Raw genomic sequence first — 14,483 nt, 5'->3', positions numbered from 1 at the left:
AGCGGTGAGTGTCGAGCAGGGACTGCACGGTGGCACCACCTGTCTGGTCTCGGCCCGCGGGCTCAGGTGAGGGCGGCGGCCAACAGGGCGAACGCGGCGATGATGACGAAGACGCGGACGTAGTGGTAGCGGTCCCAGCGGTTCATCTGCTCCTTCCAGTCCTCGGGCCGGTTCTCGGCGGTCCACGTCTTGCCGCGGTTGTTGATCGGGACGAGCAATAGCAGCGACATGATCACGCTCACGATCAGCAGCGCGGCGGCGATGACGACGAGGCCGGTGCCAGGGTGATGCCATCCGGCGATGGCCCAGACCGCGCTCAGGACGAGCGAGCCGATGTACCAGAACGGCATTACGGCGCCGAGCATCCGGCCCCCGTGGGCGCGGCCGCGCTGGCTGCTGTCGTCGGGAAGTCCGTTGAGGATCGGGTTGATGACGAAGGCGACGGAGAACTCCACCCCCACCATCACGCCGACGACCACGATGGTGCAGACCTGGAGTGCGCTGAGCATGATGACCTTCCCGGAATCTAGTGTTGCTAGCTGATAAGGCAACGCTAGTACTACTGCCGCTCGCTTGTCTAGCGGTGCTAGACTCAAGTCGTGTCGGTACAAGAACGCAAGCAGCGCGAACAGGCGGATCGCGAGCGCCTCATCGTGGCGACGGCCCGCGAACTCGCCGAGCAGCAGGGCTGGGACGCTGTCACCACCCGCAGGCTCGCCGAGCGCATCGAATACAGCCAGCCCGTCCTCTACAGCCATTTCCGCGGTAAGCGCGAGATCATCGGCGCCGTCGCCCTCGAGGGTGCTGCCGAGATGGCCGCGGCGCTGCGGGCCGCGACCTCCGCCATGGGCGGCCATCGCACCCGGGTCACCGCCCTCGCCCGCACCTACCTCGACTTCGCCGAGCGCAACCCGGCGGTCTACGACGCCATGTTCCAACTCGACGGCGGCCTGACGTTCGCGAACGAGGACACCCCGGAGCCGCTGAAGGACGCCTTCGCGGCCCTGCTGGAAAGCCTCGGCGAGGTCGCTGGGGACGGCGTGCACCCTGGACTGTTCACCGAGGTGGTCTGGGCGTCCCTGCACGGGCTGGCCACCCTGACCCGAGCGGGACGGCTGCTGCCGGGGGACGCCGAGCGGAGGGTGGAGCTGCTGGTGGACCGGCTCGCCGTGGTCTGACACACCGTCCGGTGACGCCGCAGCCAGCCCACCGCCTGGTTGCACAACGCCACCGGCCCCTCGGCACCCGTCCCCAGCTTCGACGGCCGCCGTGGCGGCTTCTTCCGAGGCATCGGGTACTCGGTCGGGTCCCCGGACACGCTGACGAACCCCGAAATCGCCGACCGCCATGAACGCCCGAGAGTGGCAGCTCCTAGGTTCATTTCCATCACTTTGAGACCACCGATTGGTGTCAGGCATAGGTCTGATGCCCGGCGGGAGGAGCATTTCGCCCATCCTGCTGGAGGTGGCCAGCCCAGGTTCGATGGGTCGTGGCAACACTGCCTTGTTATTGCCGCAAGCCATTCGTGTTCTCGTGCGTGCCGCGGATCGGTCCGGGTACCGCCATCCGGCACGGCAACGGCGGTCATGTGTTCCGCGTGTCCCTTCCGGTTCGTATCCGGGCACCGATTTGCTTGACACGTATGGATGCTTCGTGGCCATCGAGGTGTCATTACTGGAACGGAACTGACGGCGAATGAACCGCTTTGACGTAGCGGATTTGGTCAGTTGCGCAGTCTGTCCATAAGGGACACGTTCATCGTTTCGAAGCAACGGCGGCCACCGTCGGGTCGGGTCATCCCTGCATCGGGGGCAGGATCAGTGGGGCGTACAGCCCCGACCTGGTTCGCCTGTTGCCATGCCGACGACCTGGACCTCGCCGTGTGAACGTCCAGCTGGGATGGACGTGGACACCCACCGGCTCGACCTTCTGCACCTGCTCGACGAGCCGATGCTCGGCCACCGGACCGACTCGTACTCCATCGCCCGTGGACGGTCCGTCCGGGTCGGCCGAGCCGTTGTGGCAGCACGCCATCGGTGGGTCGTTGCTGAACTTCCCGCACGACGCCGCCGCGATCGAGACCGTATGCACCACAGCCGATTACAGCGACTGCGCGAGATCAAGCCTGCCTACGACCCGGCGAACAGGTTCCACCGCAACCTGAACACCCCACCCGGGTGATCGTCAGTCGTGCGGGGACACGACGCCCCGCAGTGTCATAGGCGGCGTCGCGGCGACATCTACCGATTCCGGCGGTCAGCGCCGTTGAGGCGTTCTCGCGGTGGTCAGGCGACGAGCAGGCGGAGGCCGAACTCTGCCGCGTCGAGGGCGACGAGGTCGTGGTTGCGTTCGGCCCACCGGCCTGGGGAGAGGTCATCGCGGAGTCTGTTCACCGCCCGCTGCTCGGCTTGCGGCCCGACTCTGATCCATACCGACACCGCGCGGCGCACGTGTTCGTCCAGGTACGCCTCGGGGCGGCGCCAGTGGGCCTCGAAGAAGCCGTCAGCGCAGTCCCACGGAATGAGCACCGGCTCCATGCGGGCCCCGATCGTGTGAGCCAGTTGGTCCACAGAGGGCCTGCCCACGACCAGTCTGGCCACCTCAGGCAGGTAGTCGCGGGTGAGCCAGAACCGCTGCCGCCAGCCGGTGTCACTGGCGTCGTGCGTGAACACCACCACGCGCCGGGCCACGCGCCGCATCTCGCGCAGGCCGGCGATCGGGTCCTCCCAGTGGTGAACGGTGCTGAAGGCCATCGCGGCGTCAAAGGACTGGTCTTCAAACGGGAGGCTCTCCGCGGCAGCGGCCACGCACCGCGCCGCGCCCGCGGGACGAAGCGCCCGCATGACCGCCGACGGTTCCACCGCCGTGACATCGCGGTCGGGGGGCTCGTAGGAGCCGGTGCCTGCCCCGACATTCAGCACCGTCCGTGCGTCCCCGAGCGCATCCCAGATCCTCGCGGCGATCCGCGGTTCAGTGCGTCGCGTCGCTGGGTAGGCGGACCCGATGGCGTCGTACAACCGCGCGCCGAACACTTTCAGTTGTTCCTCTGGTGTCGTCCTGATCCCCAACGCCCGTGCCTCCAGTTCCCTGTCTATGGCCGTCACCATGGCAGCGGCGCGGTCACGCTGTTCCAGTAGCAGGCAGCGCAGCCTGCGCAGGTGCGCGACCGCGTCGGTGGCCGGGTCGTCGACCAGATCCGCGATCGCGCGCAATCCGAAGCCCAGCCGACGGTAGGCGAGCACCTCACGCAGTCGCTCCACGTCGCCCGCCGAGTAGGCCCGGTACCCGGCCGCGGTCCGCGCGGACGGCCGCACGAGGCCGATCTCGTCATAGTGATGCAGCGTGCGGACGCTCACGCCTGCCAGCTCGGCCACACGTCCCACGGTCAGGTGCTCCTCCACGCCACCGACTGTGCGGCATGACGCCACGTGAGGGTCAAGCGCTTCGCTTCTGGTAGCGCGCGTGGCTGACCATGACCAGGTTCCGCATCGCCTTAAAAAGGCGGCGACTCGGCTGGAAGGGGGCTCGGCGGCGCGGTCTCCGACGCGCTTTGGGGCAACCACATCCGCCGTCCGCTCGTTGCTTGCGCGCAGGGGTCCAAGCTTGGATGTGACGCGAGCGGTGGCGTCAGTCGTAGAGGGTGGCGACGATCTGCGCCATCAGCGGCGCCAGGTCGCGAGGGTGGGCTGCGAGGCCGTCAGGGTCTCGCGTTCGCTGAGCGCGGTGTGGATGGCGCGGTCGAAGTTGTCGCGGGCGACGTGCTCGTCGGGGAGCCGCTGGTACCAGCGGTAGCCGCGTGGGGGTGCGGGAACGTTCGCGTCGGCGAGGTAGGTCTCGATGCCCTCGTCGATCGCGTCTTGGTCGGCCGCGGTGTGTGGCAGGCGCTCGGTGCGCGTGCCGGTGGTGTCGATGGTGGTGGCCCGCACGGTGTGTTGGGCGTGGTCGGGCACGCGAAGCAGGTTCTCGGCCCCCGCGTGCCAGGCGATCAGCATCGTGTAGCCGGTGTCCGGGACCAGGTGATAGGTGTGCCCGTCGCTGTCCAAGGTGGCGGGAGTCGGATCGGGCCGCGGCGCCGTCAGGTCGCGGCCGCGGTCCCATACCGTGCCGTTCCCGTCATCACGTGTCATCGCGCAAGGCTCCCTCGTCTCGGCAGGGCGGCGGCGACTGGCCAGGACGGTACTCCCCACGGGTTTGAGTCCCCGGCCCAAAACTGACATCCGGGTCATACTCAGGAGGTGCTTCGAACCGCGTTCGTCGGTCGAGAACGTGAGCTCACCGTCCTTTCGGACTGCCTCGCGGCAGCGCTCGCCGGTGAGCCCCGAGTCGTGGTGTGCCGGGGCGAGCCGGGCATCGGCAAGACCAGACTCTCCGAAGAACTGGCTCTCCTGGCCAAGGCCGAACGTGTGCGGACCTTGTGGGCCCGGGCCGTCGAGTCCGACGGCGTGCCGCCGTACTGGCCATGGCACCAGTTGCTGCGGGGCCTCTCCGACCTGGTCGATCTGGCTGCCTGGGCCGACGAGCACGGGGTGGCCACCGACCTCGGCAGGCTCGCCCCGGACGCCTTCGCGGTGGACGGGCCCAACGATGAGGTCGGATCGGCGGAGGACAGGTTCCGGCAGTTCGACGCGGTGGGCCGCCTTCTGCGCCATGTCGCGGCCCGGACACCGCTGGTGGTGGTCTTCGACGACGTCCATTGGGCCGACAAGCCCTCGCTCCTGCTCCTGCAGCACGTGGTCCGCACGCTCACCGACGAGCGGCTGCTCCTCGTGGCGAACCACCGCGACACCGAGAAGGAGCACTCGGCCATCCTCACCGACCTGCTCCGCGCGACCCCGACGCGCGACCTGCGCCTTTCGGGCCTGTCCGCTCCCGCGATCGCCAGCCAGCTGACGTCCGCGGTGGGCCATGAGGTCAGCGGCGTCCAAGTCGAGGAAGTGCGCGGTCTCACCGGCGGCAACCCGTTCTTCGTTGGCGAGGTCGCCAGGTTCCTGACCGAGCCAAACAGGCCCGGCCTGCGGCCGCCGGTCTCCGCGAGCGTGCGCGAGGCCATCGCCACCCGGCTCGACCGGCTCTCGCCGGAGTCCGCGCGGCTCCTCCAGGCGGCGTCCATCGTCGGGCGGGAGGTGTCGCTGCCGCTGGTGGCCGCGGTAGCGGACCTGCCGGTCACGGCCTGCCTCGCCGCGCTCGACGAGGCAGCCGCGGCAGGCCTCGTCGAGCCCGGCGCCACGCCCGCCCAGCATCAGTTCGTGCACGCGCTCGTCCGCGACGCGATCGAGGCAGGCTTGCCGACCGTGGAGAGGGTGCGACTCCACCGAAGGGCGGCGCGGGCCATTGAGCAGTTGTACGCCTGCGACCTCGAGGCGCATCTGTTCGACCTCGCCCGGCACTGGTCGGTGGCGGCCGTGCAGGACGACGCCATCGTCGCGGCGACCTGGATCCGGCGTGCCGCGGAGGAGGCCATGCGCCGCCTCGCCTTCGAGGAGGCCGCCCGGCTGTACCGGCTGGCACTGGACGTCGCGGGCGCGGAGCTCGATGACGCCGTCCGCTGCCTGCTTCTGCTGTCCCTGGGCGGTGCCCTGCACGCGTCCGCGGACGTCGACGGCAGGCTCGACGCGTGTCTGCACGCCGCGGCGGTCGCCCGTCGGATCGGCCGCGTGGACCTGCTCGCCGAGGCGGTCCTGATCATCGACGGCGTCTTTGGCCACCCGGCCTCCAACATCGCCGCGAGACGGCTCGCCGCGGAGGCGATGTCCGGGCTGGACTCGTCGGCACTCGCCCTCCGGGCACGGGTCTCCGCCCGGTTCGCCGAGGCGTGCATGTATCTCTGCGACGCGGAGAGCGCGGGCCCCGCCAGCCGGGAGGCGCTGAGCCTGGCTCATGAGTCCGGGGACCGGGGCGCACTGGTCGCCGCCCTCCACGCGCGTCGGCTGGTGTGCGAGGGGCCGGACGGCATATCCGAGCGCGACCGGCTCGCCGACTGGATGCTCGCGCTGGACGCCGAGGAGCGCGACCCGAGCGTCCAGATGTGGGGACGCCTGTGGCGCGTCGACGCGTGTTTCGAGCGAGGGGACCTCCTCGGTGCAGGCCATGAGCTCGAGGTGCTCTCCGTGGTGACCCAGGAAGTGGGCGGACGCTGGGCACGGTGGCAGCTGCTGCGCGGACAGGCGGTGCTGGCGCAGGCCCAGGCACGCTTCACCGACGCCCGCCTGCTCGCGGCCAAGGCCTACGGCGTGATCGCCCCGACCGGTCACCCGATCGCCGCGGTGCCGCTGGCGGGCCTGTTGCAGACGGTGGGCCACCACATCGGGCAGGACGACACGTCGCTCGCGGCCTATGGCGTGGTCGACGCGCCGATCGACGTGGCCGCCTTCGCAGGCAAGGGGGCGGTGATGATGGTGCTCGGCCCGGCCCAGCTGCTGTGGGAGGCAGGCAGGCGGGACGAGGCGGCCGCGCTCTACCGGTCGCTGGGTCCGGCGGTGGGGTGGCGACCGGACGCCCACGCCACCTTGGCCGCCTACTCGTTCGGGCTGGGGCTGGCGGTGGCTCTCGAGGACGCCGACGACGCCGCTGTACTGCGCGACCTGCTCGCGCCGTACCGAGGGATGCACGTGGCCAGTGGCGCGGGCGCGGTCGCCTACAGCGGACCGGTCGAGCTGTGGCTGGGTGTGGGAAACCGGTTCCTACGGCAGTTCGACCAGGCGGTGGTGGACCTGGAACACGCCGTGCGCGCCTGCGCCGTCGGTGGCGCGCGAGGCTTCCACGCCGAGGCCCAGCACGAGCTGGCCGCGGCCCTGGCCTGCCGCGCCGCACCGGGCGACGTCGCGCGCGCCCGGTCGCTGGCCGCGGAGGCAGGCCGCCGGGCGACGGAGCTGGGCATGCCGCCGGTCGCTTCCGCCGCGCGCGGCCTGCTTGAGCGGCTCGACGCCGCCGAGCCCCCGACACCCCTCACCCGCCGTGAGCGCGAGATCGCCGAGCTGGTGACCAAGGGGCTGACGAGCCGGGAGATCGCGGAGCGCCTCTACCTCTCCGAGCGGACCGTCCAGAACCACGTGCAACACATCCTGACCAAGCTGGACCTCTCCAACCGGAGCCAGATCGCGGTGTGGGTGACCGCGCGGAAATGAGTATGTCGAGTGAGTAATTCCGCCGCCGTCACCGGCCGCGTCGATCCGTAGCTTCGGACTCCACAGTCGTTATCCGGCATTGGAGTCATGATGCACACACTCGCCGACACCGTCGCCATCGTCACCGGTGCGAGCACCGGCATCGGGCGGGCGACCGCCCTCCTGTTCGCCCGCGAGGGAGCGGCCGTGGTCGTCACCGCGCGCCGCGAGGAGCAGCTCGAAGAGCTCGTCGCCGAGATCGAGACCGCGGGCGGACGAGCGACCGCGGTGGTCGGGGACGTCACCGACGAGAAGCACGCGCAGACACTCGTGGACGTCGCGGTCGAACGCTACGGGGGGCTGGACATCGCCTTCAACAACGCGGGCACGGTCGGTGCGCCGAGCCCTGTCGCCGCCCAGACCCTCGACGCCTGGCACTACATCCTCGACACGAACCTCACCGGCGCGTTCCTGGGCGCGAAGTACCAGACGCCCGCGATGGTCGCGCGCGGCGGCGGCTCACTGATCTTCACCTCCAGCTTCATCGGACACACCGCGGGCATGCCCGGAACCGTGGCGTACGCCGCGAGCAAAGCCGGGCTCATCGGCCTCACCCAGTCACTGGCCGCGGAGCTGGGCTCGAGCAACGTGCGGGTCAACGTCATCATCCCCGGCGGGACCGACACGCCGTCGAATGTCGCGAACGCGCCGGGTGCCCCACCGGAGGTCCGGGGGTTCATGGAGGGCCTGCACGCACTCAAGCGGATGGCGGCGCCGGAGGAGATCGCGCAGTCCGCGCTCTACCTCGCGGGCGGCGGCTCGAGTTTCGTGACCGGCGCGGCCCTCGTGGTGGACGGCGGTCTTGCCATCAGCCGCACCTGAACGACTCGCTTCTCCGACCCCAGAAGGGATTTCCCCGATGTCGCACCAACCACACGAAGTCATCTGGGCACTCACCAACGCCGCTGTCCCATCGGCCTCGCTGCACGCCATCGCCGAACTCGGGGTGGCCGATCAGATCACCGACGAGAGCGTTCCTGTGAAGCAACTGGCAGCCGCCTGCGGAGCCGACGCCGACGCACTGGACCGGGTCTTGTGCCTTTTGGCCGCCCACGGCATCTTCGAGCGCCTGCCGGACGGATACCGACACAACGACGCCTCGAAGCTCCTGCGCAGCGATCACCCGATGTCCATGCGAGCGTTCGCCCGGATGATGGGCTTGCCGGTGATGAAAGCGTCCTTCGGCCGGATCGACCACTCCCTCCGCACGGGGGCGACCTCGTTCGACCTTGTCGGCGGCAGCGGGCTGTGGCCCTACCTGGTGGCGCACCAGCCGGAGCGGGAGATCTTCGGGCAGGCGATGACGGGGAAGGCCGCCGCCGACACCGTGGCCGTCCTGGCCGCCTACGACTTCGGGCGCTTCGACACGATCGCCGACATCGGCGGTGGCCGCGGACACCTTCTCCGCGCCGTGCTGGACGCCGAGCCGACAGCCGAGGGGATCCTCTTCGACCTTCCGGACGTGGTCGCCGCGCTTGAGATCGACCGTGACCGGCTGACCGGGAGACCCGGTGACTTCTTCGTCGACCCGCTGCCGTCGGCGGACGCCTACATCCTGATGGAGGTGATCCACGACTGGCCCGACGCCGAAGCCGCGGCGATCCTGGACGCCGTCCGCCGGGCCGCGTCGCCCGGGGCGCGGGTGCTGATCATCGAGAACGTCCTCGTGGACGTCGGCTCCGACCCGCGAAGCCACACCCTCGACGTGATCATGCTGACGATCACCGGCGGGCGCGAACGAACCGCCGCGGAGTTGGGAAAGCTCTTGGCGGGCGCGGGCTTCGCGCCCGGTGCCCTGATCGACACCGCGGGTCCGCTGCGCATCGTGGAGGGAGTCGCCACCTGAGCGCACGCCTTGTCCTCGAACGAAACGAGCCGGGTGCGGCGACGACGATCGCCGCCGCACCCGGCTCCAAAGGTGCGCTTGGTCAGCGCCGGAGGCCGCGCCGCCGCCCGTACAGCCCCGAAATCAGGGCCACACCGAGCATCGCGACGAGCACCTGCACCACCAGTTCCATCCAGTCGACCCCGGAGGTCGTGGTGGGGATGTTGATCGCCCGGGCCAATGCCGTGCCCAGCAGTGCCGCGACGATGCCGACGATAATCGTCAGCCAGATAGGGATATTCTGCTTGCCCGGCAAAATCATCCGGGCGAGGACCCCGATGATGAGACCGATGATGATCGCGGTGATGAATCCGGTGACGGTCACAGACCCTCCAAGTTGGCTCGACGAGCCTTTCTGTACCCAGATATCGACCTCGTCAAACCGGGTCGGGACTCTGGGCTGAGTCGACGTTATCGCGACGGGTCGGTGGGCAGTGGCCATGGAAGTCTTCGAAACGGTATCGATGCACATCACGACGATTTCGCGGCGGCGCGCTAGCCTGCTGCCAGTGACACCATGGTGTCCACCATCGACGAGATGGTCGCCCGGTCGAACAGCGCGGTCGGATACGACACCGAGAACTCCAGCGAACCGTCCACTTCGGTCGCGGTGAACTCCAGTTCATATTTGACCTTCACCGGATCAAGCGGCACCAGCCGCCCGGGCACACCAAGGTCCGGTGCCCGGGTCGGGCGGTCCGCCCAGGCCACGTACACCGGGGTGACCGCGGGCCGACTCAGGTCGCGGTCCGGGTGGACGGCCGCGGCGATGGCGTCGAACGGCAGGTCGGCATGCCGGTAGCTGATCGTGCTCGCCGCCGATACCCGTTCCAGCGCCGCGCGCGGGCTCGGATCGTCGCGGAGGTCCACGCGGATCGGGACGGTGTTGACGTGCATGCCCACCGCGTCGCTGTCGCGTTCCGACCACGGGAACACGAACACGAAGTCACGCCTGCCGCTGTAGGTCGACAGGGTCCGTGCGACAAGGGCTACGGTGGCGAGGAACGGCGTGCACCCCGCGTCGGCGGCGAGTTGTCGCAACCGCGCGCTGGTGGCCGGTGAGAGTCGCCTGTGGACGGTCGCGCCGTCGATGGACTGGGTGCGGCCGCGTGGCCGGTCGTGTGGCAGGGGCACGTCGGTCGGGGCCCCGGCCAGGGCGGCGACGGCCTCGGCCAGCCGGTCGGTGTCGACCTCGGGAGTCGGCGCGGCGGGCAGGGCCGGTTCGGCGAGCCGCTCGCCCCGGTAGGCCATGCCGATCTGGTCGAGCAGCCTCTGCTGGGACTGCCCGTCGACGACGATGTGGTGGGCGCACAGCACGAGCACGCAGGTGTCGCCGACCAGGATCTCCGCCCGGACCGGGGCATCCGAGGCGAGGTCGAACGGTGTCCAGCACAGCTCGGCGATGTGGCCGGCGCGCTTCTCCGCGCCCCACCCGGCGGTGTCGGTCACGGTGCTCACGGCGGGCGGGCCGTCGGTGCGGCACACGACGCGCCGGTTCGCCCGGTCCACCTGGAACCTGGATCGCAGTGCCGGATGGTGGGCCAGCACCGTGTCCAGCGCCCGGGTGAGAGCGTCGACGTCCACGTCGCCGTCGAACTCGACCACCGCGGGCACCAGGTACGCCGCGCGCACGGCCCGCACGCGGTCGAGCAGCCAGAGGCGCTGCTGCACTGAGGTCGCCGGACGGATGTGCTCGTCCGGTTCGGGGGAGTCGGGGGCGGGTGCGGCTGCCGTGGACAGCAAGCGAGCCAGCCCGGCGACGGTGGGATCGGCCAGGAACCGCCGGGGCGCAAGGCTTTGCCCTGTCCCGGCCAGCATCGTCACCGCGAGCAGCGAATTGCCGCCGAGTGCGAAGAAGTTGTCGTCGCCGCCCAGTTCGCCGTCAGTCGAGACATCGGACAGCGCGGACCGGAACAGCTCCACGGCCCGCTGTCGATACCCGCTGTCCGGGGCGACCGCCTCGCGTTCCACCACCTGTTCGGGCTCCGGTGCCTCAAGCGCGAGGTGCGGGACCGGAAGTGTCGAAAGTGGACGGTCGGGGTCGGCGACGGCTGCGGCGAGCACGGCGAGGAAGTCCTGGGTGAACAGCTCGCCGAACCCGGCCGGGTACCGGTCGGTGGCGAACTCGAGGATGCCGGTCGTGCCCTTGGCGGTCGCTTCGAGCACCATCAGCACGTCGAACTTGGCGGTGCCGGTCGGCAGCAGTTCTGGCGTCGCCCAGCGGTTCTGGGTGTCGGCCTTCGGCGCGGGCATGTTCTGGAACGCGAATCCCACGTCGACCAGACCGTGTCGGCCGCGGGCGGCGGCGGTCGCGGTGAGCTGGTCGAAGGGCAGCCGCTGGTAGGTCAGCGCGGCGAACGCCTCCGCGCGGGTGCCGCGCACCAGCTCGCGGAAAGTCTGCCCGCCGTCGACCGCGCAGGTGAGCGGGACGGTGTTGACGAAGAACCCGACCATCTGCTCCAGCGCCGGATGTGGCCGGTTCGCCGTCACCGTGCCGACAATGAACTCCGAGCGCCGCGACCAGCGCCGCAGGGTCTCGGCGTAGGCCGCGAGGTACACGACAAACGGCGTCGCCCGGGTCTTGCGGGCCAGTTCCTCGGCGGCGGACGCGATTTCCGGCGCGAGGTAGAACGTGCGCTGCACACCCGGTCGCGCACCCTCGGCGTCGACAGTCACCGCGCGGGCGCCACCAAGCCGAAGCGGCGCGGGCACGGCGAGCAGGGCGTCGGCGCGCTGGGCCAGTCGCGCCCGCAGGTCGGGGGAGTCGAGGATCTCGCGGTCCCAGACCGCGAAGTCCACGTACCGCACGGGAAGCGGTGGCAATTCGGGGGACTGGCCGCCGAGCGCGGCCTGGTAGGACGCGGCGAGGTCGTCGAACAGCGCCGCCAGCGACCAGCCGTCCACCGCGATGTGGTGGATCAGCAGCAGGACCGCTTCCCCGCCGGGAACCCCGGACCAGACGACACAGCGCATCGGCGGCTCGGCGGACAGGTCGAACGGTTCGCGCGCGCGGCGCAGCGCGTCTTCCCGCACCCGCGCCCAGGGACGTGGCTCGACGATCTCGACGTCGACCGGGCCCGCGTCGCCGACGACCTGGACGACTCGGGTGTCCCGCAGCTCATAGGTGGTCCGCAGGACGTCGTGCCGGCGGGCGAGCGCGGTCAGGGCGGCCCGCAGGGCGGCCACGTCCACCGGCTCCGACCAGCGCAGCAGCAGCGGCACGTGATACGTCGGGGAGCCGTGGGAGGCGGCGTCGATCAGCCAGAGCCGTTCCTGGGCGGAGGACAGCGGGGCCACCGTCAGGCCGGTCCCGGTCAGCTCGGTCAGCTCGGTCATGAGGCGACAGAAACGCGGACGGTGTCGGCGAACTCCGCCACCGTGTCGGCCAACAGCAGCGCGGCGGGCTCCACCCGCGCGCCGACCCGCTCACTGATCCGGGACGTGACCTGCAGCGCCAGGATGGAGTTGCCGCCGAGGTCGAGGAAATTGTCCTCCGGCGCGACCTCCGCCAGCCCGAGCACTTCGGCCACGATCGGGCCGACCAGCGCCAAACCGTTCTGGCCCAAGGGTTCCGACGGTGCGTGGACCGGTTCCGGTTTCGCCAGCATGGCGAGCATGGCGGCCCGGTCGGCCTTGCCCGTGCCGCCCAGCGGGACGGCGTCGAGCACCAGCCAGCGGGCCGGGATCATGTAGGCGGGCAGCGTCGCGGCCAGGAGCCCGCGCAGGTCCGCGGCGAGCGTGCCGCGGTCGGCGGCCGTGGCGGGCAGCACGAATCCCACCAGCGCGGCCGCGGGTCCATCGCCGACCTTCTCCACAAAGGACGCGTCGACCAGGCCGGTCGACAGCGCCGCCCGCTCGATCTCCTCCAGCTCGATCCGGAAACCGCGGACCTTCACCTGCCGGTCCCGCCTGCCCACGACCTCCAGCGCGCCGTCGGGCAGCTGCCGGACCAGATCGCCGGTTCGATAGATCGTCGCGCCGGATGTGGGGTCAACGACGAACTTCTCCCGGGTCAGCTCCGCCCGGCCCAGGTATCCCAGTGCCACACCGGGCCCGCCGACGCACAGTTCGCCCGTGTGCCCGGGGGAGATCGCCGCGAGTTCGTCGTCGAGCACCAGCAGCGTGGTGTTCTGCAGCGCGAAGCCGATCGGGACGCGGTCGCGGTCGCGCAGGCTGTCGTCGGTGCACTCGAAGGCGGTGGCGAACGTGGTGGTCTCGGTGGGGCCGTAGCCGTTGACCAGCCGCCGCGGCGGGCCCGCCGCGAGGACCCGTCGGACCGCGCCCAAGTCGAGCTGTTCGCCGCCGACGACGAGATTTCCCAACGAGGAGAAGGCACCCGGGCGTTCCCTGGCCAGGGTGTGGAACAGCGAGGTGGTGAGGAACATCGTGTCGATGGACTCCTCGGAGAGCCGGTCGATCCACTCGTCGACCGGCAGGTCCGCGGCGCTCGGCAGGACCACCACCGTGCCGCCCGCGGTCAGCGTGCTCCACAGCTCGAACGTCGTCGCGTCGAAGGCCGGGTTCGCCAGGTTGGCCACCCGGTCGCCGGGTTCGATCGTGCAGTAGTTCGGTTCGAGCACCAGTCGGGCGACCGCGCGGTGCGGCACCACGACCCCCTTCGGCCTGCCCGTCGACCCGGAGGTGAACGACACGTACGCCGGGTCGTCGCCGCCCGCGGCCGCGTGGTGGGTCGCGTCGCCGGAACCGGGCACCGGCACGGTCGGCAGGTGACCCGGCAGCACATCGCGCCAGCGGCCGGCCGCGGCCGGTCCGTCCACTTCGGAGCCGATGACGACCAGGTCCACATCGGAGTCGGCGAGGATGGCCGCGATCCGCTCAGCGGGCGCGTGCGGATCGAGCGGGACATAGGCCGCGCCTGCCCGCAGGATCGCGAGCAGGGCGATCACCAGGTCGACCGACGGGTCGGCGGCGGTGGCGACGAGATCCCCCGGCGCCGTGCCGCGGGCGGCCAACTCGGCGGCGAGGCAGCCCGAACGGGCCCACAGTTGCGCATAGGTCACCGAAGCGCCGCCGTCGGACTCACGCGCGGCGGTGACCGCGGGCGTGCGCTCGACCCAGCGGTGAACCAGGTCGTGCACGCCGAGTCGTTCTTGTCCGGCCATGGTCCGGACCGGCGGAAATGTGGGCATACCTGTTCCTCAGTCGATGACGACTCCATGAGCGTGGCAGGAAGGCGGCCGACGCTACCCCTGCGCCGCCGACGGCCGCAACAAGGCCCGAGACCACCTTTAGTCCATTTGGAATAGCGTTAGGCCAAATGCGCCCGGATGACTGCGCCTGGATGACAGTGGCTCATTGTGGCCATGCCCGACGGCCGTTCAAGCCGTGTATGGTCGATCTTGGATTTCGACACGCCGATTAGCTCAAAAGTGGCGTGGAACACAATGTGGGACCCAATCAGCAGCGCCCGCGCA

Annotated in this window: 11 protein-coding genes; 5 read left to right on the top strand and 6 right to left on the bottom strand. The window is 70.4% G+C overall.

Annotated elements, in window-relative coordinates:
* Positions 1-62: 62 nt before the first annotated feature.
* Positions 63-509 carry an anthrone oxygenase family protein gene (locus ACUZ2Y_RS13755; protein ID WP_476330831.1) on the bottom strand — a complete coding sequence of 149 codons (447 nt, stop codon included), beginning with the start codon at positions 507-509 and terminating at the stop codon, positions 63-65.
* A gap of 90 nt (positions 510-599) precedes the next feature.
* Here ACUZ2Y_RS13755 and ACUZ2Y_RS13750 point away from each other — a divergent pair, with 90 nt between their 5' ends.
* Positions 600-1,178: a TetR/AcrR family transcriptional regulator gene (locus tag ACUZ2Y_RS13750; RefSeq protein ID WP_476330828.1), complete on the top strand. Its 579-nt coding sequence runs from the start codon at positions 600-602 to the stop codon at positions 1,176-1,178.
* Positions 1,179-1,899: 721 nt separating this feature from the next.
* Complete coding sequence (locus ACUZ2Y_RS13745; protein ID WP_476330825.1) at positions 1,900-2,181, top strand: BBE domain-containing protein; 282 nt, start codon at positions 1,900-1,902, stop codon at positions 2,179-2,181.
* Positions 2,182-2,285: 104 nt separating this feature from the next.
* Here ACUZ2Y_RS13745 and ACUZ2Y_RS13740 read toward each other — a convergent pair whose 3' ends face one another.
* Positions 2,286-3,401 carry a MerR family transcriptional regulator gene (locus tag ACUZ2Y_RS13740; RefSeq protein ID WP_476330823.1) on the bottom strand — a complete coding sequence of 372 codons (1,116 nt, stop codon included), beginning with the start codon at positions 3,399-3,401 and terminating at the stop codon, positions 2,286-2,288.
* Positions 3,402-3,659: 258 nt separating this feature from the next.
* Entirely contained in the window at positions 3,660-4,127 is a 468-nt protein-coding gene (locus ACUZ2Y_RS13735) for a DUF5956 family protein (RefSeq protein ID WP_476330820.1), read from the bottom strand.
* A 108-nt stretch (positions 4,128-4,235) separates the two neighbouring features.
* On the opposite strand from ACUZ2Y_RS13735, the gene ACUZ2Y_RS13730 reads away from it, so the two are divergent.
* From ACUZ2Y_RS13730 to ACUZ2Y_RS13720, 3 genes are all read left to right on the top strand, one after another.
* On the top strand, positions 4,236-7,124 hold the full coding sequence (locus ACUZ2Y_RS13730; protein ID WP_476330817.1) for a helix-turn-helix transcriptional regulator: 2,889 nt from the start codon (positions 4,236-4,238) through the stop codon (positions 7,122-7,124).
* Positions 7,125-7,211: 87 nt separating this feature from the next.
* Positions 7,212-7,985, top strand: coding sequence for an SDR family oxidoreductase (locus tag ACUZ2Y_RS13725; protein WP_476330814.1), 774 nt, complete (start codon positions 7,212-7,214; stop codon positions 7,983-7,985).
* Between the two features lie 37 nt (positions 7,986-8,022).
* The gene (locus ACUZ2Y_RS13720) at positions 8,023-9,009 is read left to right on the top strand and encodes a methyltransferase (RefSeq protein ID WP_476330811.1); all 987 of its coding nucleotides are present in this window, start codon (positions 8,023-8,025) and stop codon (positions 9,007-9,009) included.
* Between the two features lie 82 nt (positions 9,010-9,091).
* On the opposite strand, the gene ACUZ2Y_RS13715 is transcribed toward ACUZ2Y_RS13720, so the two are convergent.
* The 3 genes from ACUZ2Y_RS13715 to ACUZ2Y_RS13705 form a co-directional block, all read right to left on the bottom strand.
* Positions 9,092-9,373, bottom strand: a complete 282-nt coding sequence (locus ACUZ2Y_RS13715) for a GlsB/YeaQ/YmgE family stress response membrane protein (RefSeq protein WP_476330808.1) — start codon at positions 9,371-9,373, stop codon at positions 9,092-9,094.
* A gap of 170 nt (positions 9,374-9,543) precedes the next feature.
* Entirely contained in the window at positions 9,544-12,384 is a 2,841-nt protein-coding gene (locus ACUZ2Y_RS13710) for a condensation domain-containing protein (RefSeq protein WP_476330805.1), read from the bottom strand.
* Entirely contained in the window at positions 12,381-14,198 is a 1,818-nt protein-coding gene (locus ACUZ2Y_RS13705; protein WP_476330802.1) for a non-ribosomal peptide synthetase, read from the bottom strand. Before ACUZ2Y_RS13705 ends, ACUZ2Y_RS13710 begins: the two co-directional genes overlap by 4 nt.
* Positions 14,199-14,483 lie beyond the last annotated feature (285 nt).

It is taken from the genome of Actinokineospora sp. UV203, assembly GCF_056323665.1.
Note: the sequence above shows the minus strand (reverse complement) of the source record. Positions and strands in the feature narration are given on the sequence as shown.